We start from the raw sequence: 21607 nt of genomic DNA, 5'->3' as shown, positions 1-21607 counted from the left end.
ATATTAAGATTTATACAGCCAATTCTATTAACTTTTGTTAACTTGGCATTAATACTAAAGAAGATTGCCCTAACTAAAAAATACATTATTGTATATAATAAAAAAATTATGCCTTCATTCGATGTAATAAGTAAAATTAATTATCCAGAGTTTGATAATGCTCTAGCTAATTGTTTAAGAGAAATTGGTAACCGTTATGATTTTAAAGGACTTAATATTTCAATTGAAAGAAAAGATAAGACAATCACTACACTTGCACCAGATGAATTAAAGTTAAAGCAAGTAAATGAACTACTGCAAATTCATCTTGTAAGAAGAAAAGTAGATCCAAGAGTAATGAATATCAAAAATTCAGAAAATGCTGCAGGTACATCAATCAGGCAAGTAAGTGAATTAGCCGAAGGCATTAGCCAAGAAAATGCTAAAAAAATTATTACTGATATAAAAAAACTAAAACTTAAGATTCAAATTAAAATTCAAGGAGAAGAGTTAAGAGCTGAAGGGAAAAAGAGAGATGATCTTCAAGAGGCTATATCTACAATAGAGGCTATTGATATTGGTCTCCCAATTGAGTTTGTAAACTTTAGAGATTAATTTCATATGATGAAACTTCAAGATACATTTGGTAGAAAATTTCCTTACATAAGACTTTCAATTACAGATGTATGTAACTTTAAATGCACCTATTGCTTACCTGAAGGATATAAAAAAAATCCAGGTGACACTAGAAGTTTTATGTCTGCAGAAGAAATATCTAGATTAACGAAAGCTTTATCTGAGTTAGGTGTTTGTAAAATTCGATTAACTGGTGGAGAGCCAACTGTTAGAAAAGATTTTTTTTATATCCTTAAGGATATGAAGCAAAATTCTAATATACCTAAAGTCACAATGACAACTAATGGTTATCGTTTGAATAAAATTGCAAAACAATTGTATGAAACTGGTTTGGATGGAATAAATATTAGTATTGACACCTTAAATAGAGAAACTTTTAAAAAATTAACAGGACATGACAGACTTAATGAAATTCTAGAAGGCATAAATATTTTACAAAAACTAGGTTTTAATAATATAAAAGTTAATGCCGTTTTACTTAAGGGTATTAATGACACCCATGAAGAATTTGAAAAATTTGGAAACTTTATAAAAAATAACAAAATTGACTTTAGATTTATAGAATTGATGCAAACTGGTGATAATTTAGATTATTTCAAAAAAAACCATGTTTCTTCAAAAATATTCAAAGATTATTTAGAAAAAAATAAATGGATATCTCAAACATTTGGTAAAGATGCCGGTCCTTCATTAAATTTTATACATCCTGAATTTGAGGGTAAATTTGGGTTAATCGCTCCTTACTCTAAAGGTTTTTGCAAAACATGCAATAGATTAAGAATTACATCTAGAGGTGATTTAAGATTATGTTTATTTGGAAATACTGGGGTTAGTATCAGACATCTGTTACAAGATGATGCACAAAAAGATGAACTTGTTGATCTTATAATAAAGCAATTACATCTCAAAAAAGAGTCTCATTATTTAGAGCTTGGAGAAACTGGAATTACTCCAAATTTATCAAGTACTGGAGGATAAATGAAAAATTTAAAAATTATAAATGATGAAAAATTAAAAGACTGGGCTGAAGAAGTTTTTAAAAAGAATTCATTTAATATGATTGACGTGTCATCTAAAAAAGAGACATTTAGAAGAGCTTTAGCTTCTGGGAAAATTTATGTTGGAAAAGAAGTTTTTAGTTTAATTAAAAATAAAGAAATGCCTAAAGGTGACCCTATTACCTTAGCTGAGGTATCGGCAGTTCTAGGTGTTAAAAAGACAAGTGAGTTAATTCCATTATGTCACCCACTTCCAATAGATCATACTGCAACAAAAATTATTATGCATGAGGATGATAGCTCCATAGAGGCTTTTTGTGTCGTATCTGCTGTTGCAAAGACTGGTGTTGAGATGGAAGCTATTATGGGTGTAAATGCTGCTTTAATCACAATCTATGATCTAAGCAAAATCATAAATCCACATCTTAGAATTGATAATGTTAAACTACTGATTAAAGAGGGTGGAAAAAGTGGTTTGTGGACAAATCCTGATGGCCTACCAGAGTTTTTACAAAATATTTTCTAATCATGAAAATTAAACTTGAACTATTTGGTGCAAGCAAAGATTTTAGTAATAAAAATTTCTTAGAATTTGATATTAAAGAAAAAATTAAAATCAAAGATTTAAGAAAAGAAATTATTCAGTATCTAAATAAAAATTTTAAAGGAAATGATAGTTTTAAAAAAATAGTAGAAAATTCTGCTTTTTGTTCTGAAGATAACAATATCATTGACGATAATTATAAAATTATTAAAGATCAAAAAATAGGAATTATACCTCCAATAGGAGGTGGATAATGTTGCATGCAAAAATTATAGATATTAAAAAAAAAAAAATAGAACTTTCGAATGCTGAAAAATTTATTGCATCTAGTAAATACGGAGCATCAATTTATTTTGTTGGAACAGTTAGAAACTTAAATAATAACAAAAAAGTAGTTGGTATGACATATGATAGTCATGACCCAATGGTGATTAAAAGTTTAGAAGAGATATATCAAAACTCATTAACAAAATTCAAATTTGATAATCAGGCTGTATTTATAGAACATATTAAGGGTCATGTGCTTCTTGGGGACGTAAGTATTGTAATTGCTGTAGCATGTAAGCATAGGGATCAAGCATACGAATTATCAAGGTTTTTTATTGAAGAAATAAAAAAAAAAACACCTATTTGGAAAAAAGAACATTATGAAAATGAAGATAGTGAGTGGTTAGAAGGCAATCCAATTCAAGCTGAATAATTTACATTTTTACTTTAATATTTACTTATTAATCAAAAATTGTAAGCTTTATTAAAAATAAAATAATGGATAACAAAACAAACCAAGAACTACAATCTGCAACATTTGAAAGATTAATAAATCATTTAAGAGACCGAAAAGATGTTCAAAATATAGACCTAATGAATCTTTCAGGATTTTGCAGAAATTGTTTATCTAAATGGTATAAGGAAGAAGCTGATAAAAAAGGGGTTAAAATATCTGATCTAGAAGCAAGAGAGCATGTCTATGGAATGCCTTATTCTGAATGGAAAGAAAAATATCAGAAATAATTATTTTTCTTTAAGCCTGGGAAATAATTCCACAAAATTACATGGTTTATGATTGATGTCTAATTGATGTTTTAATATTCCATCCCATGCATCTGTAACTCCACCTGAAGAACCTGGTAAAGCAAAAACATACTTACCATTTGCAAGAACTGCACAAGCTCTCGATTGAATAGATGAAGTTCCGACTGTTTTTAAACTTATAGTTCTAAAAACTTCTCCAAAACCTGGAATATGTTTATCAGCTATATCATTAACTGCCTCCGGTGTAATATCTCTTCCAGTGAGGCCTGTTCCTCCAGTAGTAATAATTACATCAATTTCTTTTTGATTAATCCAATCTTTTAAAATCTCTTTAATTTCTTCTTTTTCATCTTTACAAATTTTTCTATCAATTAAATTATGTGAAGCTTCTTCAATTTTTTTCACCAAAATAGCGCCCGACTTATCATTTTCAAAGGTTCTAGTGTCTGTTACTGTTAAAATAGCTATATTAACTTTCATAATTTTGTAACAATAGTGAGGCATGAGCATATTATCAATCTTATTTTTAATCACCGCTACTCTTTACTCTAGTGTTGGTTTTGGAGGGGGTTCAACTTATCTTGCACTGTTATTAATTTGGGGGTTACCTTACAACGTTTTTCCAATAATAGCCTTGAGTTGTAATATAATTGTAGTTTCTGGTAATTGTTTTAATTACGTACGCGCTGGAAATCTTAACGTTAAATTATTAATACCTTATTTAATTGGATCTATTCCTCTAGCTTTTATAGGAGGATCTCTTCCTGTTGAGAAAAAAATTTTTGAAATATTATTGTTTGCAGTATTATTAATAGCGGGGAGCTTATTATTGATAAATTTTAAATCTTATGATGATAAAAAAGAGAGTTATAGAAATATTCCTTATTTCATGTCAATTATTATAGGTGGAATATTAGGGTTTATCTCAGGTGTTGTTGGAATAGGTGGTGGAATTTTTTTAAGCCCCATTCTATTTTTATTAAAAGTTGCAAGACCAAAACACATAATTGTAGCAGCTTCATTATTCATTCTTATTAATTCAGTTTCAGGAATAATAGGTCAATTGACAAAAAATTTAATTTTAACAGAAGTTCAAGATTATTTTTATTTACTAATAGCAGTATTAATTGGTGGTCAAATTGGTAACTATTTAAATTTAAAAATATTCACTAGTAAATTATTAGCACTAGTAACTGCTAGCTTAGTTTTGTTTGTTGCTATAAGACTAGGTTTAAAACTATTTTAAAACTTATTTAGTTAACACTTAATCTAAGATAAATTTAATTGAGACAATATGAATAAAGAAAACGCAAGTAAACTCTGGAAAATTATTCAGGAAGCTGGCGATTATTTACTGGGTCAATTGCCAAGCCATCCAAATCACCCTAAGGGAAGAAACCCCTACGCCCATGTTGCTCTTTGCGTCAAAGAGAAGTTTGGCAACTCATATAAAGATATTCCTGATGAAAAGTTTCAAGAAGTTGTTGATTACATTAACTTTTTGAAAGAGAACCCAAGTTAAGCAAGAGAACATTCGAACACCACCCGGAAATGTTGATGGTTTGTTGATGGTTTTTTGGAATTAAGTATTCTAAATGTTAACTTTTACTGTGTTTCATATTTTAAATAAAATATTTATTACCCTTCTTGCTATTGCAAGGTCTGCACAAAAGTTGTGCATTTGAAAGTACTGTAGGGCCTCCTTTGCTCCACGGTTTTTTATGATCAACAGTCAGCTCGTCTTCTAAAAATTGATTAGGACAATCACAGCAAGGATATTTTCCATCATCATTTTTTTGAGTATCTCTAAGAAGATTCTTCTTATCATCTACTGTAAAAAGACGTTTAGGATCAGTAGATATATTTTTAACTGTAGTAATAATTATATCTTCTATTTCTTTTGATTTATCAGTAAGTTTAGAATAATCACTTTTTAAATATTTTGTTATATTTTTATTAATTATATCTTTTTTTTGAGACCATATTGATCTGTCATTTAAATATTTTTTAGCTAAATCAAAATAGATATCAAATTCTTTGTAGTTCTCAAAAATACTAAAAATAAATTTTATATATTTTCCAACTTTAGTTTTATCTTGGTTAAAAGATTTATTTTTATTTCTCTTTAAATATTCAGATATTTCTCCAAAGTTTTGGTCTTTTCTATTCAGAATCATAATTTTATTTAATATTTTGTATTGATTGCCCCCTCTTTTATTTCCCCCAAAAATCTCAACTGCCGCATTATCATTCGTAACATATGTTTTTAGACCTCTTAAGTATTGACCATGATGAAGACCATTTAAAACTTCATATTTAGAAAGAGCCTCACCTAAAGTATTAATTCTTCGAAAAATTTCTCTTTTTAAACTATCTGGTCCAGATGTAATTATTGTTTTAAGCTCTGTATCATCAACTATTTTTTGTAAACGTGAATTGGTATCTCTCCACAAGGTATCATTATACTCAAGTAAATTTTGCTTAAATAATTTAATTGCTTCAATTCTTTGTTTTCCATCCAGAACTTCTAGCTTAGTTCCTCTTTTCCAAAAATAAAAAGCAGGCAAGGGAATTTTACGAATAATACTGTCAATAACTAGTTTTTGTTTTTCTTTTGTATAAATAATTTCTCTTTGCAGCTCTATGTCACTAGTAATTTTTCCATCTACTATTTGATTATAAAGTTCTTTAACTTTCATTTCTTATTTATTGCTTTTATAATTATTCTTTCAAATGGGGCGTAAATTTTCACATTTCTTCCATTAATTTTAAAAATTTTACTTTTTTCAATAAATTTTTTTTGATATGTTTCCACAAGATTTTTATCATACTCTATCCATAATCCAGCTTTATCACCAACCCACTTTGGACTTCTATTTATGGTACTGGTTTTTCCAATAATATCAAATTGTTTTGGATTGTACTTAGATATGAATGTTGTTGGAACACCCATTTCCCCTTTATAATTATCAGGTATTAAATTAACATCCGGCACGTTAATAGCTTTTTTGTAATTAAAGAATTTTGGATGAATTTTTTTATTATACTTTGCGGTAGGAACAAATTCATCAATATTTTTATTAACTTTTAGATTTGTAAACCATTTGCAAGCTCTTGGTATTCCGGATTGTTTACCTGTATCTGATGATAAGATTTTTTTACCGTTTCTAAGTTGAAAACCAATAAGTTGTTTAGCATATCCAAGTTTTAACTTTTTATTCATTATATAAGGGAAAACTTTTTTATAGTGGACACCAGTTTGAGGGCCAATAACAATGAATTTCATCTTATTATCAAATAATACTTTAATAAAATCATCAAATTGACTGAAGGGTGGATTTGTAATTACCACGTCGTATTTAGAATAATCAATATCTTGGAATTTTATACCTTTACCATTGGCTGGATTATAACCACTTGAGGTTATTGATTTAATTCCATAATTTTCTGCTTGAGCAAGCAAAAATTTTGCAAAATTACAATGAACAATTTTTGTTTTTTTCTTTAATTTATTTTTTAAATATATTGTTTTTTCGTTATAACTTTCATCCCAATCACATGGACATAAAACTCTCATTCCTTTTAATTGCGCCTTGTAATTATCTAATTCAGCTGAAATATCATCAAATAAAGTTATAAATTCGTCTTCTTTTCTTTTTTGGGCAATTATTAAGTCTGATCGCATTTTACTTCTTAATATTCATAGAATTAATTTTACTCTTATTTATTGATTCTCTTAATCATACTTTAATTAAAAATTGTTTTTATTCTATTTAAATAAATCTGGCTCAAGCAGTATTTTTATAAAATAAATAAAAATGGTCAATTCTTTAGCTTTTTATTAACCCATCAAATAAAATGAAGAATAAACCTTTGAAAAAACCGAAAATAAGACTTTTAAAATTAGAATGGAAACTTTATTCTGAAAATGAGATTAAAAATATTAAATTAGAAAATGTTTAATGAGTAAGAAATAGTTAAATGAATAAAATCAAATATAAAAAAGCTTTAGATTTCGCATACAAAATACACTTCGATCAAAACCGAAAAAAAACAAAAATTCCTTATTTCACTCATTTAGTTTCAGTCAGTAACAATATCATTGAGGATGGTGGAACTACAGATGAAGCTATTGGAGGTTTATTACATGATGCAGTGGAAGATCAGGGTGGATTAAAAACTTTAATGAAAATTAGAAAATTGTTTGGTAACAATGTAGCTAAAATTGTTAATGAGTGCAGTGATACTATTATCATTCCTAAACCACCATGGCTTACTAGAAAAAAGAAATATCTTTCAGACATTAAAAAGAAAAGCCAATCCTCTATGTTCGTATCCCTTTGTGATAAATTACATAACGGTACTTGCATTATTAATGATTATAAAAGAAAAGGCAAAAAAGTATGGACGAGATTTACAGCAACACCTAAACAAATCGCCTGGTACTATGAGGGTTTATACAAAGAGTTTTCAAAACACTTAAAGGGTCACAAAGTACTTAAAGATAATTACTTAATGGTAGTCAAAGAAATTAAGGGGATATCTAAATAGACATGTTAACAAAAGGTTTTATTATTTGTTTCTAGTTTCCCCACTCGGAAATGTTGATGGTTTGTTGATGGTTTTATCATTCAAATTGCTTTGTATTAACACCAAGTTTTTTTTAATAACTAAGTAAGTATAAGGGTTTTGGGACCTAAAGGGACTAGAAGGGATAGGTGGTTTTTTACTATTACTCTTTGTGTCAAAGAGAAGTTTGGCAACTCATATAAAGATATTCCTGATGAAAAGTTTCAAGAAGTTGTTGATTACATTAACTTTTTGAAAGAGAACCCAAGTTAAGTAAGAGAACATTTTGTTCTCACTCGGTTTTGTTTCAAGTTTGCTTCTAGTCTTTCCCAGATAATCCTATAACCCAGAACCAAGATCCCTAAAAGCTTTTTCATTTAAAATCCACCTCGCCAGTTATCTTTATCTTCAAACCTGTCTTTTTCTTTTTTAGAGGTAGGTCTAAATAAAAAATAAACTGCAAGAATAATAGTTAATAAAATTATAATAATCTCAAGTGTCATAAACCCAGACCAAAAAAAGCTATGCCGCAAACTATTCCAAACAACTTATTCATAATTAAACCCTAACAAATCTCAAATCAGGTGTCTAGGTGATGGAATGAGGGTTAATTAGCTAATAAGATCATTGAATTTAAAAATAATTAACTAATAAAATTATTATAACGATAGTTATTAAGATGGCACTCACAATAATATAATTCAGTCTAATATTAAATTTTTTGAATACTATTTCAGTAATTTTTTCCCAGAATACTACAATGAAGAGAACAATTATAGCTGGTAGAATAAATTTGATCATTTCTAATTTTTTAAAATTATAGCAATGTAACTACATAAGAAAAAAATTGACAAACCTGCGAGATATTTTGTTTCCCTAGTTTTTCCAAATTTTTTATATTGGATTATACTTAATAATATAAATGTTATTGAGGTAATCAAAAAATATATTGGTTCAATAATTCCATCTAATGTAGCCATAATAAACTCTACTAAATCATAAATTGAGTATCTAGGTGTGGAATAGTCGCTAGTTAAAATTCAGCAATTCTGGGTCTTTTTTCTTTAATCAATAATCCCTGCCAAATTTTTAGCAGCCTTTTTTTTTGATCCTGCAGTTAATCCTTTGACATAGGCTGTTGCTATTCTTTCTGGATTTTTAATATTTCTTTTTTTAAATTTTTTTAATAAATCTTTGTAGTTAGGTTTTCTAGGCATTATTTAATAAAATTTAAAAAAGTCTCAATATCAGAAAGACTAGTATTCCATGCAGTAACTAATCTAACCGCCTTACCATCCCACTCATCATCATTAATTGTATATCCTTCTGAATTTAATTGATCAATTATATCTTTTGGTATCTTTACAAATATTTCATTTGCAGCAGTAGGATAAGCTAGTTCAATATTTTTGTGTTGGTCTAAACCTTGACTTAATTTTTTGCCCATAGCGTTTGCATGTTTTGCATTTCTTAGCCAAACTTCATTTGTAATATAGGCATCTAATTGTGCTGATACAAAACTCATTTTTGAGAGTAAGTGCCCTGCTCTTTTCATTAAAAAAGGTAAGTTACCGACTAACTCTGGTTTGAAAAAAATAATAGCTTCTGCTGCTAAACATCCATTTTTAGTTGCTCCAAAAGAAAGTACATCAATACCAGATTTCCAAGTCATTTCTGCAGGGCTACAATCTAATGAAACTAAAGCATTAGCAAACCTAGCTCCATCCATGTGCATATTAAGTTTATGATTATGAGCAATTTCTGATATTTTTTTTACTTCGTCTAATTCGTAAGCTTCACCTGTTTCGCAAAGTTGTGTAATGCTTACTGATGAAGGTTGAGTGTGATGAACAACGCCCTTTCCACTAATTGATTTATTGAGCTCCTCAGCTGTAATTTTTCCATTAATTCCGTTAAGATTTACTAATTTTGCTCCCCCAGTGTAAAATTCAGGTGCTCCACATTCATCTACATTAATATGAGAAAGTTTGTGACAATAGATATTTCCAAAGGATGGTGTCATCGTAGATAAAGCTAGTGCATTAGCTGCAGTTCCAGAAGATGTTGGAAAAACAATTACCTCTTTTTCAAATATTTCTGAAAATTTATCTTGTAAATTTTTTGAAATTTCATCATCACCATAGGGAGCTCTATCTCCATCATTAGCTTTTAAAATTGCCTCTAATACTTCAGGACAAGCACCTACAACATTATCTGAAGCAAATTTTACTCGCTCTCTTTTTGTTTTAATTTTTTCCATATTTATTGTTTTGGAAAATAATCTTTCAATTCACCTTCACGGTAAACATCCGCTGTACAACAATGAAGACCTCCTCCAAATGCATAGGCATCTCTCATTTCAACTGGTATTACTTCCATTCCTAATTTATCTAATTGTTCTGCTTGATATACTTCACTTTTTTCAACACAAACAGTTTTTGGATCTAATACTAGAACGTTCATTGAAAGCCAAGTTGAAGAATAACAAAGTGCAGGTGGTTCATTATGAGCTGGTTGTGCACTATCAATAATTTCCCATCCGTTGTTTTCAAATAATTTTCTTTGTTCCTTTGGAAGTTTTCTTTGAGGGTTATTAATAATTAATCCCTCTTTAATTGGTGTAAATGTTGCATCAATATGAATTGGGTATGGGTCACCTGGAAAATTAACAGCATGAACTCTATGATCTTTGTAATGTCTTTTAAGCCAATCAATCCCTTTAAGGTTAGTTGTAAAACCATGTTGAACTACTAAATCTTTACCAAACCTTAAAACATCCGCAGCATCAAATAAAGGCTCCTCTTCAGTTGTTACAAAAAACTTGTCTTCAGTCCATTCTAATCTTTTTTGAATACCAATTTTATCTGATAAATAATCTTTTCTGTAATCCGCATCAGTTAACCTTGGTTTAGGAGCCGCTTCATGTCTCATATTAGGATCTTCATCGTAATATTTTTTTAACAAAGGTCTGTAACAAAGATATTCAAACCATCTACATCTATAACTCATCGTTGCTTCTAAAATTTCGCTACCAACAGTTAATAAAACATCTCTTGGTGGCATGCATCCAAACATTGTATCTGCTTCCCAATCTGGAGTTGATGTTTTTTTATTAAAGTCTATTGGATCTGGTCTATCTACTTTAATGCCTCTTTTAATTAGCATATTTGAAAAATCATCTAACAACTGATTTGCCTTATCAACTGTGTCTTTCATTCTTGGCCCAAACTGACCACGCATATCAGAGTCTTCTGGAACCTTGGCATCTAATGCTGGTTCTGGAGCTGGAATACAAGTGCCGTCAGCCTTACCAACAATTACATGTTTTAAAGGATCCCACTCATTCCAACTATTAACTATAGTTTTTTTTTCACTCATAAATTTATTATTTGATAATATTATGTTCTGGACCAAAAGGAAACTTAGTAATGTTTTCAGCTTTATCTTTTCCTATAACTAGGATGTCATGCTCTCTATAACCTCCAGCTCCTGGCTTTCCATCAGGTATCATGATCATAGGCTCCATAGAAACAACCATATTCTCTTCTAAGACAGTATCTATGTCTTCTCGTAATTCTAATCCAGCTTCTCTTCCATAGAAATGAGATAAGACACCAAATGAATGACCATAACCAAATGTTCGGTAATGAAGATAACCAAGCTCAGCAAATAGCTCATTCAACTCATGGCAGATAGCAGAACATTTTACACCTGGTTTAATTAACTCTAGTCCTCTTTTATGAACTTTAACATTTGCTTCCCAGGCTTTTAAAGAAGCGTCATCAATTTTATCTACAAAAAGAGTTCTCTCTAGAGCTGTGTAGTATCCTGAAATCATAGGAAAGGTATTTAAAGAAAGAATATCACCCGATTTTAATTTTCTATTCGTTTTTGGGTTATGTGCGCCGTCTGTATTTAATCCTGACTGAAACCAAACCCAAGTATCCATATACTCTGCATCTGGGTAGGTTTTGGCAATTTCACGCTCCATCTTATCTCTACCAGCTATTGCAATTTCAAGCTCACTTTCTCCTACCTTAATATGTTTTTTTATTTCCTCACCCCCAAGATCAGCAATTCTTGCACCATTTTTGATAATTTCTATTTCCTCTGCAGATTTGATCATTCTAAGCTGCATTAAATCTTTTGAAACATCGCTAAAAACTGAAAATATAAATATAGAAGTTAGTTTTTCTTTAACATCTAAAGTTACATGATCATTTTCAATGCCAATATTCTTAGGAGGTTCGTCTCTTCCAATAATTGAAACTATCGCTTTTAAAAAATTATCTCTTTTCCAATCAGTGTAAATTACATTATCGCTATGAGATCTCCGCCAAGGTTGACTTGCATCTATGTTTGCAGAAATTGTTGAAATTTTATTAGCTGTTACAACGCAACCGTAAGACCTACCAAAAGAACAATAAATAAATCCTGTATAGTAAGCAATGTTGTGCATTGAAGTTAAAATAACCATATCAAGATTATTTTTACTCATTATGGTTCTTAAATTGGTTAATCGTCTTTGATATTCTTGATCTGTGAAAGGTAGTTTAGCCTTCTCGCCATTTTTTAAATTAAAAAAATCTGGTCTTTCCATCTTAATTAATTAAGGGCAATAAACCGTCTATTAGTTTTAATTGTAAGACTATAATAAATGATAGACATAAAAAGGAAGAAGCCTCCTATTATTGTATTAGTCGACGGTATTTCATTAATCCCTAAAATTGGAATCCATACCCAAAATATACCACCTATAACTTCAGTTAATGACAACAAAGTTAATTCTGCCGCTGGTATAGCTTTTGATCCAATAGAATATAAAATTAAACCCATGCAAACTAACGTTCCATGTATAGAAAATAATGCTCCATTATAACTTGTGGATAGAAAAACCATATCATTAGTTAAGATAACTATTGCAGCAACTACAAAGCAGAAAAAACCTGCAAATGCTACAGTCGTAAATTTTGGAGTCTCTTTATTCCATCTTAGGGTTACTGAAAAAATAGAAAAACCAATTGAAGAAGTCATTCCAAATATTAGTCCTAATAAAGAATTTTTTTCTGTATTACCCAAAGCTATTATTATTATTCCAACTGTTGCAATAAATATAGCTATCCAAACATTTAATGAAATTTTTTCTTTTAAAAATAAAAAACCTAGTAAGGCTGTAAAAAAAGGCATGGCAGCTAAGCAAAGCAAAGTAACAGCAGCACTGGTATTTGTAATCGAGTAAATGAAGGTTATCATTGCAATACCTAGTCCAGTTCCACCAATGATACCCGAAATTCCAATTTTTAAATAATTCTTATAAAAATCTTTTCCTTCCTCAAAGAAAAGGTAAAGATTTAAAATCAAAAAAATTGTAAGGCCACGTGCAAAAATATATTGCCATGGAACTAAATTTGGGTCATTCATATACCTAACGACCAAAGGACCGAAGGACCATATAAGACCCGCTAATAAAACTACAGGGATTGCAATTTTTTCATTTTTTAACTCAAGCATTAATAGATATTTAATAGTAATTATTTTGTACTACAATAAAAATGAGATCTATTTAAAGATATTAATATTTGACCCAATCGGAGAGTAACAATCAATTAACTCCCCTTTTTTGAATATAGATTGCCCATCCTTGAATAGACCCCAAACATTTGCCTCTACAAATGATTTAATTCTAAATGATTCTTGACCTTTTAAAACCTCTAACTCTATTTTTCCATCATTAGTTGAAGTTAACTTAGCTTTTAAAAATCTAATAATCTTTTTACTCTTTGAATAATTATTTTTTAATTTAGCTTTAAATGGTTTTTCAACTTTAACACCAAGAATATTAAGCAGATAAGGATAAACAAAAAATCTAAAGCAAGCAGATGAAGAAATAGGATTACCAGGTAACCCAAAAATAGATTTTTCAGCTTTCTTAAATTTTGCAAATAATACTGGTTTGCCAGGTCTAATCGAAACACCTTTAAAAAAATTAGATAAACTAAATTTTTTGATTATGTGTGGAACAAAATCATGTTTACCAGCAGATACGGCACCTGATGTGATAATAATATCTACTTTAGATTTAAAGCTTTTTTCTATTTTTTTTTGAAAAAGTTTTTCATCCTTATCCCTTAAAACTCCTCCATCTATAAAGTTAAATAAAAAATTATTAGATAAAGACTTAATATAAAAACTATTAGAGTTTCTAACTTTCCAATTAGCAATATTTTTACTATTAGAAATTTCATTTCCTGTTGAAAAAAATAAAATGTTGGGCTTCTTTTTAACTTTAATATTTACTATGCCCAATGTTTTAAAAGCTAAGACATGAGATGGCTGAATTATGGTCCCTTTTTGAATTATCAAGTCTCTTTTTTTATAATCTGATCCAGCATATCTGATGTGTTGGTTATTTTTTATTTTTTCATTGATTAAGATAAATTTTCTATTTTTATTAAAAATAATTTTTTCGATTGGAATTATAGTATCAAAATTTTTAGGTATAAGTGCACCTGTCATTACCTCAACAGCTTCGAACTTATTTATTTTTTTTAAAGACGGATTATCTCCCGCAGATATAGTTTTTAAAATTTTAAAGTTTTGTGAATTATTTTTATTTAACTTGCTTGTATCTTTTGAATTAATTGCAAAACCATCAAAAGCAGCATTAGTTCCAGCTGGATAATTTACTACTGAATAGATATCTAATACATTAACCCTATTTAATGACTTTGATGAGTTAATAATTTCATCTTTAATTTCTATCTTTGATTTTATTAAGATTTTCTTAGCTTCTTTATAGGTAATCATTTTAATTTTTTTTTAGTATTTTTTTTGCTTCTTCTAAATCTTCTTTAGTATTTATATTAAAAAAAGGATCAAATTTTTTAGGCTCAATATCAATTGTTTTTACCCCTATTTTATTTGCCCAATCCTCTACTTTTCTAAAATTATTATTAATCAAATCATTCTCAAGTGGTTTTAATAATTCAATTGACCATAGGCCAAAAATATTGTGCCTCTTGTTGTTTGACTTAACAAAATACAACAGGCTATCTTTTAGTTTAATTCTTTTTTGGTATTCATCAATAATTGATGTTTCAAAAAAAGGTGTGTCTGATGGAAATGTTGCAATCCACTCATATAACTTTTGATTTTCCTTAACCCATTTCATTGCACTCAGAGCTCCTGCTAATGGTCCAAAGTCATCAAAACAATCAGGGATTATTGTTACATTTTTTATTTTTTTTGTATCTATACTGTGACTTGAGACAATAAGTATCTCCTCATATCTATTGCTAATTTTTAATAAAACGTGTTCTAACAATGTTTTATCACCAAGTTTTGTCTGGTTTTTATCTTCACCAAATCTCTTTGATTTTCCACCAGCTAGCACAACAGCTAAAATATTGTTATCTTTCATAAATCAAAATATAAAACATTAATCTCTTAATTAAAGAATTATAATGGACTTAAAAATTTTAGAAATCGCATCTAATACTGAAAACCACAAAGTGGTTAAAAATCATACACATCAATCGAAGAATAAAAACCCATTATGTGGTGATGAAATGGAAATTAGTTTGATAGTTAAAGATAATATTGTTCAAGATATTGGGTATCAATGTAGATCATGCGTGTACTGCCAGGCCTCTGTCAGTTTGCTTTCAAGGTGGGTTATACAAGCACCAATAGAAAAAATTTCAGATTTTTTGTCAAAAGCTGAGTTTTTCTTTGATGAAAATTTTGATCAATTAAAAAAAATTAATATAAAAGAATTAAAAGACTTTAAAAAAATAATGAATTCAAAAAATATTTCTAGAAAAGAATGTTTATTGCTTCCTTTTAAAACTCTTTCAAAAGCCCTAAAACTTTAAAACAACACTAACAGTAAAGATAAAAATATATGATAAATACAATAAAAGAAAATTTTAACAGAGCTCTATATGCTTTAATATTTTCAATAATCACAATTGGTACCCTTTCATTCCTAAGTTTTGAAACTCCTTATGGGTTGTTTTTAGCTGGATCATTTGGTTCTTCTATGGTTTTACTTTTTGGATATCCAGAAAGTCCTTTTGCTCAACCCAAAAATGTTTTTTTTGGACACTTAGTAACATCTATAGTTGGTGTATTAATTTTAAAATTTCTACCCATTGATCAATTTTTACAAATAGCTATTGCAGTAGGTCTTGGTATTTTTGTAATGATACTACTTGGTGTAACTCACCCACCAGCAGGAGGAAATCCTATTGTTATAATACTTGGTGCAGTTTCATATGATTTTTTACTAAACCCAATTATTTTTGGTTCTATAATAATAATTGTTTACGCAGTTATTCTAAATCGTTTCATTTTAAAGAAAAACTACCCAAGTAGTTGGAAAAGCTAATCTTTTCACTGTTTCAAATTTAGCCAGTTTAAATATACTGGCTAAATGAATTCTAATTATAAAGTCATAAAATTTAGATCTAATAATTCAAAAGAGGTTAATGATCAAATATCCATTGAAGAACCACTGGAAATAAGTCTTAAATATAAAGATAAAGAAAATTGGATTGAAAATACTATCTCTATTACGATGAGAACGCCTGGGGATGATGAGGATTTAGTAAGAGGATTTCTTTTTAATGAAAAGGTAGTTGAAAAAATTGAATATATAGAAAAGATTGAACACAGTGGAAGACCTACTGATCAATATGGTATTAAAAATAAAATTACTGTGACGATTAATAATTCTGAAAATATTGATATTGATAAAATAAAAAGAAATTTTTTAACAAACTCTTCCTGTGGTGTTTGTGGAAAAACTTCCTTAGATTCTTTAGAAATTATTAAAAAGGATAAAATATTGAAATCTATTCCAAAGATTACAAAAGAAACTATTATGTTATCACCAGATAAACTTAGGCAAAATCAGTCAGAATTTTCTAAAACTGGAGGGATTCATGCAAGTGGGTTGTTTACAGCTAAGGGTGATATTGTGGCTATCAAAGAAGATGTTGGAAGACATAATGCTTTAGATAAATTGATAGGTCATGCTCTTGATCAAAAATTACTTGATACAAATATTCAATTTTTGACATGCTCTGGGAGACTTAATTTTGACCTCGTTCAGAAAGCTCTAATGGTAAACATAGGTATACTTATAGGAGTGGGTGCGCCAACAAGTCTTGCTATAGATTTAGCAAATAGATTTGATATGACATTAGTTGGCTTTGTCAAAGGTGATAGCTTCAATATTTACAGTAACAGTGAAAGAATTAAATAGATATTTGAGGTCAGTATTTTTTTTATATATATTATTTAATAATATTAAATATTATTAAATTCATTTTAAATTTCTAGAATTTTTATAATAATTGTAATAAATATTTAAGCAATAACAGGGGTAAATTGTAAATTGTCAAAAAATATAAGTAATCTATCTGGTAGAATTGGACTAAAAAAAAATCTTTTTGAAAAGATTTCTGAAAGATCATTAAACTCCAAAGACTCCACGGGTATTAAAGAAATAGCCAATGAATACCACATGGGTGTATCCACTATTCATGGTGCAGAGAGTTTTTATGAATTTTTAAGACCAGCTCACAGAGCCAAAAAAGCCTTTGTTTGTAATGGAAGTGCTTGTATGTGTTCTGGAACACAAGAGCCTTTGAAGAAAAAATTAAAAGAAAAATTAGGTGATGACAAAGTTGGTGAGATGTTTTGCCTTGGTCACTGTTATGAAAATAAAGCGTTTCATTATGATGGTGAAAACTATGCCGGGAATGACATTGATAAAATTGATGAAATAATTAAAGGAGAAAAAATTGAACAGGAAAAATTTTTCTCTAAAAGTTTTGCTTCAACAAGTTTTTTAATGGATGACAAGCTTTCAAATTTAGATCAATTTAAAGATATCTTAAATAATTTTATCAATACAGATAAACAAGAAATTATAAAATCACTACTAGATTCAAATTTAACAGGAAGAGGTGGTGCTGGTTTTCCAGCTGGAATGAAATGGGACTTTTGTAGAAAAGCTCCTTCTGAAAAAAAATATGTTATCTGTAATGCAGATGAAGGAGACTCTGGTGCATTTTCTGATAGATACTTATTGGAAGATCAGCCACTAAAAGTATTATTTGGAATGATCATCTGTGGTTATGTTATTGGAAGTGATGAGGGTGTTTTATATATAAGAGGTGAATATCCAAAATCTATTGAAGCAATAAATGGAGCTATCAATTCTTTGAAGAAGGAAGGATTGTTAGGAGAAAATATTCTTGGAACAAGTTTTTCTTTTGATCTAAATATTTGTATAGGACAAGGAGCGTACATATGTGGAGAAGAAACTGCTTTAATTGCATCAATTGAAGGAAGAAGAGCAGAAGTTGATGTCAGACCTCCCTTCCCTGTTACTGAAGGACTTTATAAAAAACCAACAGTTGTTAACAATGTTGAAACTTTAGCTGCTGCTACTGGTATACTTATTAATGGAGCAGAAAAATTTGCTGCAATTGGTAATAAAAAGTCAGCAGGTACAAAATTAGTTTGTTTTGATAGTTTTTTTAATAATCCAGGAGTTTATGAAGTTGAAATGGGAACTCCAATGAAAAAAGTTTTAAATGATATTGGTGGTGGGTTCAAAGAACCTATTAAGGCATTACAAATTGGTGGACCATTAGGTGGAGTTATTCCAATTAAAGAAGCTGAAAAATTAAATCTAGATTTTCAAGAATTTACTGCTGCTGGTTTCATGCTGGGGCACGCAAGTATAGTTAGTATTCCAAAAGACTTTCCAATGGTTGAGTATATTCATCATTTATTTGAGTTCACAGCTGAAGAATCATGTGGAAAATGCTTTCCTGGTAGACTTGGATCTTACAGAGGAAAAGAAATGTTTGATCAGGCTAAGAATAAAACTGCTAAAATTCCATTAAAGCTATTAAATGAGTTGCTAATAACGATGAAAAAGGGCTGTTTATGTGCTTTATGTGGTGCAATACCAACTCCTATCATGAACATACTAAAATATTTTGGTGATGAAATGAAGGATGATATGGTGAAAGATAATTAATGAGTTCAGAAAAAAGAAAAATTGCATACATTGATGGTAAACCATATGAAATTGGTCCTAACCATACATTTGTTTTAAAATTTGTAAAAAGCTATCTTGGAGAGAAAAAAGTTCCTGCATTATGTAACGATCCAAACTTAGCACCTTATGGAGCTTGTAGAGTTTGTTCGGTTGAGGTTGCTTTAGTTAAAGATGGTCCAACTAAAGTTGTAGCCTCATGCCATACACCAATTGGTGAAAATCAACATGTTTTTACAAATAATGAAAATTTAACGGCTTTAAGAAAAAATATTGTTGAGTTAGTTTTAACAGACCATCCAATGGAATGTGGAACTTGTGAGGTTAATAATAACTGTGAACTTCAAGATGTTGCGAATGACTTAGGTATATCAGATCATAGATATAATTTACCAAAACAGCATAAGGGTATTCCAAAAGATACTTCACATGATTACATGAGAATGAATTTAGATAACTGTATTAATTGTGGAAGATGTGTCAGAGCTTGTGATGAAATTCAAGGTTCTTTTGTTTTAACAATGAGTGGTAGAGGTTTTGAATCTAAAATTACAACAGATAATGATGCATTATTTGGAGACTCGTCTTGTGTATCATGTGGAGCGTGTGCTCACACTTGTCCAACGGATGCCATCTCAGATGTATATCAATCTAAATCAGTTGCTGTTGATGAAAAAGTAAGAACGACTTGTTCTTATTGTGGAGTTGGTTGTAATTTAGAGGCATCAATTAAAGATAATAAAGTTGTAGCAATTTCTACTCCTAAAGAATCTGAGGTTAACGCAGGTCACACTTGTATTAAAGGAAGATATGCGTTTGGATTTTATGATCATCCTGACAGATTAAAAACTCCTCTAATTAAAAGGAATGGAAAGTTTGAAGAAGCATCATGGGATGAGGCATATGATTTTATTAAAAAAGAATTAAATAGAATTACCAAAGCTAATGGACCAGATGCGGTTGCAGGTATTTCTTCAGCAAGATGCACTAATGAAGAAAATTATGTTTTTCAAAAAATGATCAGAGCAGCAATAGGAACTAATAATATTGATTGTTGTGCAAGAATTTGTCACTCACCTACGGCGTGGGGAATGCAACAAACATTTGGAACTGGAGCAGCTACAAATTCTACAGAAGATATTTACCATGCAGATTTATTTATGGTGATCGGAGCAAATCCAACAAATGCTCACCCAGTTACTGGTGCAAAAATAAAACAACAAGTGATGAAGGGTAAAAAATTAATTGTATTAGATCCAATTACTACTGAACTTGCTAAACTTGCTGATTATCATATTAAGCTTAGACCAGGAACAAATGTAGCCATATTAAATATGATGTTGCATTATATATTGAAAGCAAACCTTTATGACAAAGACTTTGTCAGAGATAGAACTGAAGGTTTTGCAAATTTCATTAAAGAAATTGAAAGACAAGATATGGATCACCTAGCGAAAGTTGCTGGTGTTGATAAACAGTTAGTTAAAGAAGCTGCAATTGCTTATGCAACCGCAAAAAACTCTATGGAATTCCATGGTTTAGGGGTAACAGAACAGGAGCAAGGATCTAAAACAGTAATGTTAATTGCTGATCTTGCAATGATTACAGGAAATATTGGTAGAAGAGGTGTTGGTGTTAATCCATTAAGAGGACAAAATAATGTCCAAGGTGCAGCTGATATGGGCTGTCAACCTCATCAAGGAGCTGGTTACTTTGAGGTGGCTGATAAAAAAGTTCAAAATTTCTATACTGAAAAATATGGAGTAGTACACCCAAAAAAACAAGGACTAAAAATTCCAGAAATGTTTGATGGGGCAATTAATAAAGATGTGAAAGCTGTCTGGATCATTGGAGAAGATATAGTTCAAACAGATCCTAACAGTGCACATGTCGTAGATGCCATGAATTCACTTGAGCTATTAGTTGTGCAAGAAATTTTTATGAGTGAGACAGCAAAACTTGCAACAGTAGTATTACCTGGAACAACTTTCTTAGAAAAAAATGGAACTTTTACTAATACAGAAAGAAGAATTCAAAGAGTAAATCGAGCCGTACCTCCTTTGCCTGGTACTAAAACGGATGGAACAATTGTAACAGACATGATGCAAAAATTAGGCTTTGATCAACCTGAATATGATGCCGATCAAGTTCTTGCAGAAATAGCTGATGTGGTTCCTTTCTTTAAAGGTGTAACAAGAGAAAGACTTGGTAAAATGGGATTACAGTGGCCAGTTCAAGAAGATGGAACAGATACTCAAATTTTACACCAAGAAACATTCAAATTAGGAAAAGGACAACTTAAAAATTTTGATTGGAAAGAATCTAATGAGATAGCTACGAATAAAAAAGATTATCCATTGATTTTAACAACTAGTAGAGTTCTTCAGCATTATAATGCTGCTACTATGACAAGACGTACTAAAAATATTAATATAGTTTCTGAAGATTTATTATTAGTTCATCCTAATGATGCTAAAAAGAGAGAATTAAATACTGGTGATATTGGTAGACTTTATTCTGGTCGAGGAGAAGTAGCTTTAAAAGTTGAGGTTACTAATAAAGTTAAAGAAGGAATTGTATTTACAACATTCCACTTTCCAGAACACATGGTTAACATGGTAACTGGTCATGGAAAAGATGAAGAGACAATGTGTGCAGAGTACAAAGTTTCTTCTGTAGAAATACAAAAAATATCCAATCAATTTAAAACAGTTGTTGAGCCTAAAGAAAATCAAGCAGAACTTTCATAATTACTGATATTTTAATACGTGC

The 21607-nt window shown here is 29.7% G+C and carries 25 protein-coding genes; 14 read left to right on the top strand and 11 right to left on the bottom strand.

Features of this window, described 5'->3' with window-relative positions:
* Positions 1 to 108 precede the first annotated feature (108 nt).
* From ABXT52_RS01510 to ABXT52_RS01485, 6 genes are all read left to right on the top strand, one after another.
* Positions 109 to 594: a YajQ family cyclic di-GMP-binding protein gene (locus tag ABXT52_RS01510; RefSeq protein WP_415272131.1), complete on the top strand. Its 486-nt coding sequence runs from the start codon at positions 109 to 111 to the stop codon at positions 592 to 594.
* 6 nt (positions 595 to 600) lie between these two features.
* Positions 601 to 1593, top strand: coding sequence for a GTP 3',8-cyclase MoaA (moaA, locus tag ABXT52_RS01505; protein ID WP_415272130.1), 993 nt, complete (start codon positions 601 to 603; stop codon positions 1591 to 1593).
* Complete coding sequence (gene moaC, locus ABXT52_RS01500) at positions 1594 to 2139, top strand: cyclic pyranopterin monophosphate synthase MoaC (protein WP_415272129.1); 546 nt, start codon at positions 1594 to 1596, stop codon at positions 2137 to 2139.
* A 2-nt stretch (positions 2140 to 2141) separates the two neighbouring features.
* Positions 2142 to 2411, top strand: coding sequence for a molybdopterin biosynthesis protein MoeD (locus tag ABXT52_RS01495; RefSeq protein WP_415272128.1), 270 nt, complete (start codon positions 2142 to 2144; stop codon positions 2409 to 2411).
* Complete coding sequence (locus ABXT52_RS01490; protein WP_415272127.1) at positions 2411 to 2857, top strand: molybdopterin synthase catalytic subunit; 447 nt, start codon at positions 2411 to 2413, stop codon at positions 2855 to 2857. The genes ABXT52_RS01495 and ABXT52_RS01490 overlap by 1 nt, the downstream gene beginning before the upstream one ends.
* Positions 2858 to 2922: 65 nt before the next feature.
* Complete coding sequence (locus ABXT52_RS01485; RefSeq protein ID WP_415272126.1) at positions 2923 to 3168, top strand: DUF1244 domain-containing protein; 246 nt, start codon at positions 2923 to 2925, stop codon at positions 3166 to 3168.
* On the opposite strand, the gene moaB is transcribed toward ABXT52_RS01485, so the two are convergent.
* Positions 3169 to 3669, bottom strand: coding sequence for a molybdenum cofactor biosynthesis protein B (moaB, locus tag ABXT52_RS01480; RefSeq protein ID WP_415272125.1), 501 nt, complete (start codon positions 3667 to 3669; stop codon positions 3169 to 3171). It abuts the gene before it with no gap.
* Positions 3670 to 3691: 22 nt separating this feature from the next.
* On the opposite strand from moaB, the gene ABXT52_RS01475 reads away from it, so the two are divergent.
* Complete coding sequence (locus ABXT52_RS01475; RefSeq protein WP_415272124.1) at positions 3692 to 4435, top strand: TSUP family transporter; 744 nt, start codon at positions 3692 to 3694, stop codon at positions 4433 to 4435.
* A gap of 48 nt (positions 4436 to 4483) precedes the next feature.
* Positions 4484 to 4711 carry a hypothetical protein gene (locus ABXT52_RS01470; RefSeq protein ID WP_415272123.1) on the top strand — a complete coding sequence of 76 codons (228 nt, stop codon included), beginning with the start codon at positions 4484 to 4486 and terminating at the stop codon, positions 4709 to 4711.
* A gap of 100 nt (positions 4712 to 4811) precedes the next feature.
* Here ABXT52_RS01470 and ABXT52_RS01465 read toward each other — a convergent pair whose 3' ends face one another.
* Both ABXT52_RS01465 and ABXT52_RS01460 read right to left on the bottom strand, forming a co-directional pair.
* Complete coding sequence (locus tag ABXT52_RS01465) at positions 4812 to 5888, bottom strand: HNH endonuclease (RefSeq protein WP_415272122.1); 1077 nt, start codon at positions 5886 to 5888, stop codon at positions 4812 to 4814.
* Positions 5885 to 6874, bottom strand: coding sequence for an adenine-specific methyltransferase EcoRI family protein (locus ABXT52_RS01460; RefSeq protein WP_415272121.1), 990 nt, complete (start codon positions 6872 to 6874; stop codon positions 5885 to 5887). The genes ABXT52_RS01465 and ABXT52_RS01460 overlap by 4 nt, the downstream gene beginning before the upstream one ends.
* A gap of 296 nt (positions 6875 to 7170) precedes the next feature.
* On the opposite strand from ABXT52_RS01460, the gene ABXT52_RS01455 reads away from it, so the two are divergent.
* The gene (locus ABXT52_RS01455) at positions 7171 to 7740 is read left to right on the top strand and encodes an HD domain-containing protein (protein ID WP_415272120.1); all 570 of its coding nucleotides are present in this window, start codon (positions 7171 to 7173) and stop codon (positions 7738 to 7740) included.
* A 395-nt stretch (positions 7741 to 8135) separates the two neighbouring features.
* Here the strand turns inward: ABXT52_RS01455 and ABXT52_RS01450 are convergent, their stop codons facing one another.
* From ABXT52_RS01450 to ABXT52_RS01415, 8 genes are all read right to left on the bottom strand, one after another.
* On the bottom strand, positions 8136 to 8261 hold the full coding sequence (locus tag ABXT52_RS01450) for a hypothetical protein (protein ID WP_271525711.1): 126 nt from the start codon (positions 8259 to 8261) through the stop codon (positions 8136 to 8138).
* A gap of 561 nt (positions 8262 to 8822) precedes the next feature.
* Positions 8823 to 8975, bottom strand: a complete 153-nt coding sequence (locus ABXT52_RS01445; protein ID WP_168606561.1) for a hypothetical protein — start codon at positions 8973 to 8975, stop codon at positions 8823 to 8825.
* Complete coding sequence (locus ABXT52_RS01440) at positions 8975 to 10018, bottom strand: threonine aldolase family protein (RefSeq protein WP_415272119.1); 1044 nt, start codon at positions 10016 to 10018, stop codon at positions 8975 to 8977. The genes ABXT52_RS01445 and ABXT52_RS01440 overlap by 1 nt, the downstream gene beginning before the upstream one ends.
* 2 nt (positions 10019 to 10020) lie before the next feature.
* Positions 10021 to 11136: a serine/threonine protein kinase gene (locus tag ABXT52_RS01435; protein ID WP_415272118.1), complete on the bottom strand. Its 1116-nt coding sequence runs from the start codon at positions 11134 to 11136 to the stop codon at positions 10021 to 10023.
* A gap of 7 nt (positions 11137 to 11143) precedes the next feature.
* Entirely contained in the window at positions 11144 to 12358 is a 1215-nt protein-coding gene (locus ABXT52_RS01430; RefSeq protein WP_415272117.1) for an aminopeptidase P family protein, read from the bottom strand.
* 5 nt (positions 12359 to 12363) lie between these two features.
* The gene (locus ABXT52_RS01425) at positions 12364 to 13269 is read right to left on the bottom strand and encodes a DMT family transporter (RefSeq protein WP_415272116.1); all 906 of its coding nucleotides are present in this window, start codon (positions 13267 to 13269) and stop codon (positions 12364 to 12366) included.
* Between the two features lie 48 nt (positions 13270 to 13317).
* Positions 13318 to 14565: a molybdopterin molybdotransferase MoeA gene (locus ABXT52_RS01420; protein WP_415272115.1), complete on the bottom strand. Its 1248-nt coding sequence runs from the start codon at positions 14563 to 14565 to the stop codon at positions 13318 to 13320.
* Between the two features lies 1 nt (position 14566).
* The gene (locus ABXT52_RS01415; protein ID WP_415272114.1) at positions 14567 to 15178 is read right to left on the bottom strand and encodes a molybdenum cofactor guanylyltransferase; all 612 of its coding nucleotides are present in this window, start codon (positions 15176 to 15178) and stop codon (positions 14567 to 14569) included.
* 43 nt (positions 15179 to 15221) lie between these two features.
* Between ABXT52_RS01415 and ABXT52_RS01410 the strand changes: the two genes are divergently transcribed.
* From ABXT52_RS01410 to fdhF, 5 genes are all read left to right on the top strand, one after another.
* Complete coding sequence (locus ABXT52_RS01410; protein WP_415272113.1) at positions 15222 to 15632, top strand: iron-sulfur cluster assembly scaffold protein; 411 nt, start codon at positions 15222 to 15224, stop codon at positions 15630 to 15632.
* A 29-nt stretch (positions 15633 to 15661) separates the two neighbouring features.
* Positions 15662 to 16147 (top strand): HPP family protein, encoded by a 486-nt coding sequence (locus tag ABXT52_RS01405; protein WP_415272112.1) that lies wholly within the window; start codon positions 15662 to 15664, stop codon positions 16145 to 16147.
* Positions 16148 to 16192: 45 nt separating this feature from the next.
* Positions 16193 to 17026, top strand: coding sequence for a formate dehydrogenase accessory sulfurtransferase FdhD (gene fdhD / locus ABXT52_RS01400; RefSeq protein ID WP_415272111.1), 834 nt, complete (start codon positions 16193 to 16195; stop codon positions 17024 to 17026).
* Positions 17027 to 17158: 132 nt separating this feature from the next.
* Positions 17159 to 18817 (top strand): NADH-ubiquinone oxidoreductase-F iron-sulfur binding region domain-containing protein, encoded by a 1659-nt coding sequence (locus ABXT52_RS01395; protein WP_415272110.1) that lies wholly within the window; start codon positions 17159 to 17161, stop codon positions 18815 to 18817.
* Positions 18817 to 21585 (top strand): formate dehydrogenase subunit alpha, encoded by a 2769-nt coding sequence (fdhF, locus tag ABXT52_RS01390; RefSeq protein ID WP_415272109.1) that lies wholly within the window; start codon positions 18817 to 18819, stop codon positions 21583 to 21585. Before ABXT52_RS01395 ends, fdhF begins: the two co-directional genes overlap by 1 nt.
* Positions 21586 to 21607: the final 22 nt, after the last annotated feature.

This window comes from Candidatus Pelagibacter sp. Uisw_121, assembly GCF_047722545.1.
Taxonomy (GTDB): domain Bacteria; phylum Pseudomonadota; class Alphaproteobacteria; order Pelagibacterales; family Pelagibacteraceae; genus Pelagibacter.
Note: the sequence above shows the minus strand (reverse complement) of the source record. Positions and strands in the feature narration are given on the sequence as shown.

Excerpts from the sequence above, each read along its gene's own strand:
- ABXT52_RS01405 (WP_415272112.1), top strand. The coding sequence starts at position 15,662 with ATGATAAATACAATAAAAGAAAATTTTAACAGAGCTCTATATGCTTTA.
- ABXT52_RS01470 (WP_415272123.1), top strand. The coding sequence starts at position 4,484 with ATGAATAAAGAAAACGCAAGTAAACTCTGGAAAATTATTCAGGAAGCT.
- ABXT52_RS01435 (WP_415272118.1), bottom strand. The coding sequence starts at position 11,136 with ATGAGTGAAAAAAAAACTATAGTTAATAGTTGGAATGAGTGGGATCCT.
- ABXT52_RS01485 (WP_415272126.1), top strand. The coding sequence starts at position 2,923 with ATGGATAACAAAACAAACCAAGAACTACAATCTGCAACATTTGAAAGA.
- fdhD (WP_415272111.1), top strand. The coding sequence starts at position 16,193 with ATGAATTCTAATTATAAAGTCATAAAATTTAGATCTAATAATTCAAAA.
- fdhF (WP_415272109.1), top strand. The coding sequence starts at position 18,817 with ATGAGTTCAGAAAAAAGAAAAATTGCATACATTGATGGTAAACCATAT.
- ABXT52_RS01440 (WP_415272119.1), bottom strand. The coding sequence starts at position 10,018 with ATGGAAAAAATTAAAACAAAAAGAGAGCGAGTAAAATTTGCTTCAGAT.
- ABXT52_RS01415 (WP_415272114.1), bottom strand. The coding sequence starts at position 15,178 with ATGAAAGATAACAATATTTTAGCTGTTGTGCTAGCTGGTGGAAAATCA.
- ABXT52_RS01445 (WP_168606561.1), bottom strand. The coding sequence starts at position 8,975 with ATGCCTAGAAAACCTAACTACAAAGATTTATTAAAAAAATTTAAAAAA.
- ABXT52_RS01425 (WP_415272116.1), bottom strand. The coding sequence starts at position 13,269 with ATGCTTGAGTTAAAAAATGAAAAAATTGCAATCCCTGTAGTTTTATTA.
- ABXT52_RS01460 (WP_415272121.1), bottom strand. The coding sequence starts at position 6,874 with ATGCGATCAGACTTAATAATTGCCCAAAAAAGAAAAGAAGACGAATTT.
- ABXT52_RS01420 (WP_415272115.1), bottom strand. The coding sequence starts at position 14,565 with ATGATTACCTATAAAGAAGCTAAGAAAATCTTAATAAAATCAAAGATA.
- ABXT52_RS01430 (WP_415272117.1), bottom strand. The coding sequence starts at position 12,358 with ATGGAAAGACCAGATTTTTTTAATTTAAAAAATGGCGAGAAGGCTAAA.
- moaC (WP_415272129.1), top strand. The coding sequence starts at position 1,594 with ATGAAAAATTTAAAAATTATAAATGATGAAAAATTAAAAGACTGGGCT.
- ABXT52_RS01510 (WP_415272131.1), top strand. The coding sequence starts at position 109 with ATGCCTTCATTCGATGTAATAAGTAAAATTAATTATCCAGAGTTTGAT.
- moaA (WP_415272130.1), top strand. The coding sequence starts at position 601 with ATGATGAAACTTCAAGATACATTTGGTAGAAAATTTCCTTACATAAGA.
- ABXT52_RS01490 (WP_415272127.1), top strand. The coding sequence starts at position 2,411 with ATGTTGCATGCAAAAATTATAGATATTAAAAAAAAAAAAATAGAACTT.
- ABXT52_RS01475 (WP_415272124.1), top strand. The coding sequence starts at position 3,692 with ATGAGCATATTATCAATCTTATTTTTAATCACCGCTACTCTTTACTCT.
- ABXT52_RS01455 (WP_415272120.1), top strand. The coding sequence starts at position 7,171 with ATGAATAAAATCAAATATAAAAAAGCTTTAGATTTCGCATACAAAATA.
- ABXT52_RS01450 (WP_271525711.1), bottom strand. The coding sequence starts at position 8,261 with ATGACACTTGAGATTATTATAATTTTATTAACTATTATTCTTGCAGTT.
- ABXT52_RS01410 (WP_415272113.1), top strand. The coding sequence starts at position 15,222 with ATGGACTTAAAAATTTTAGAAATCGCATCTAATACTGAAAACCACAAA.
- ABXT52_RS01465 (WP_415272122.1), bottom strand. The coding sequence starts at position 5,888 with ATGAAAGTTAAAGAACTTTATAATCAAATAGTAGATGGAAAAATTACT.
- ABXT52_RS01495 (WP_415272128.1), top strand. The coding sequence starts at position 2,142 with ATGAAAATTAAACTTGAACTATTTGGTGCAAGCAAAGATTTTAGTAAT.
- moaB (WP_415272125.1), bottom strand. The coding sequence starts at position 3,669 with ATGAAAGTTAATATAGCTATTTTAACAGTAACAGACACTAGAACCTTT.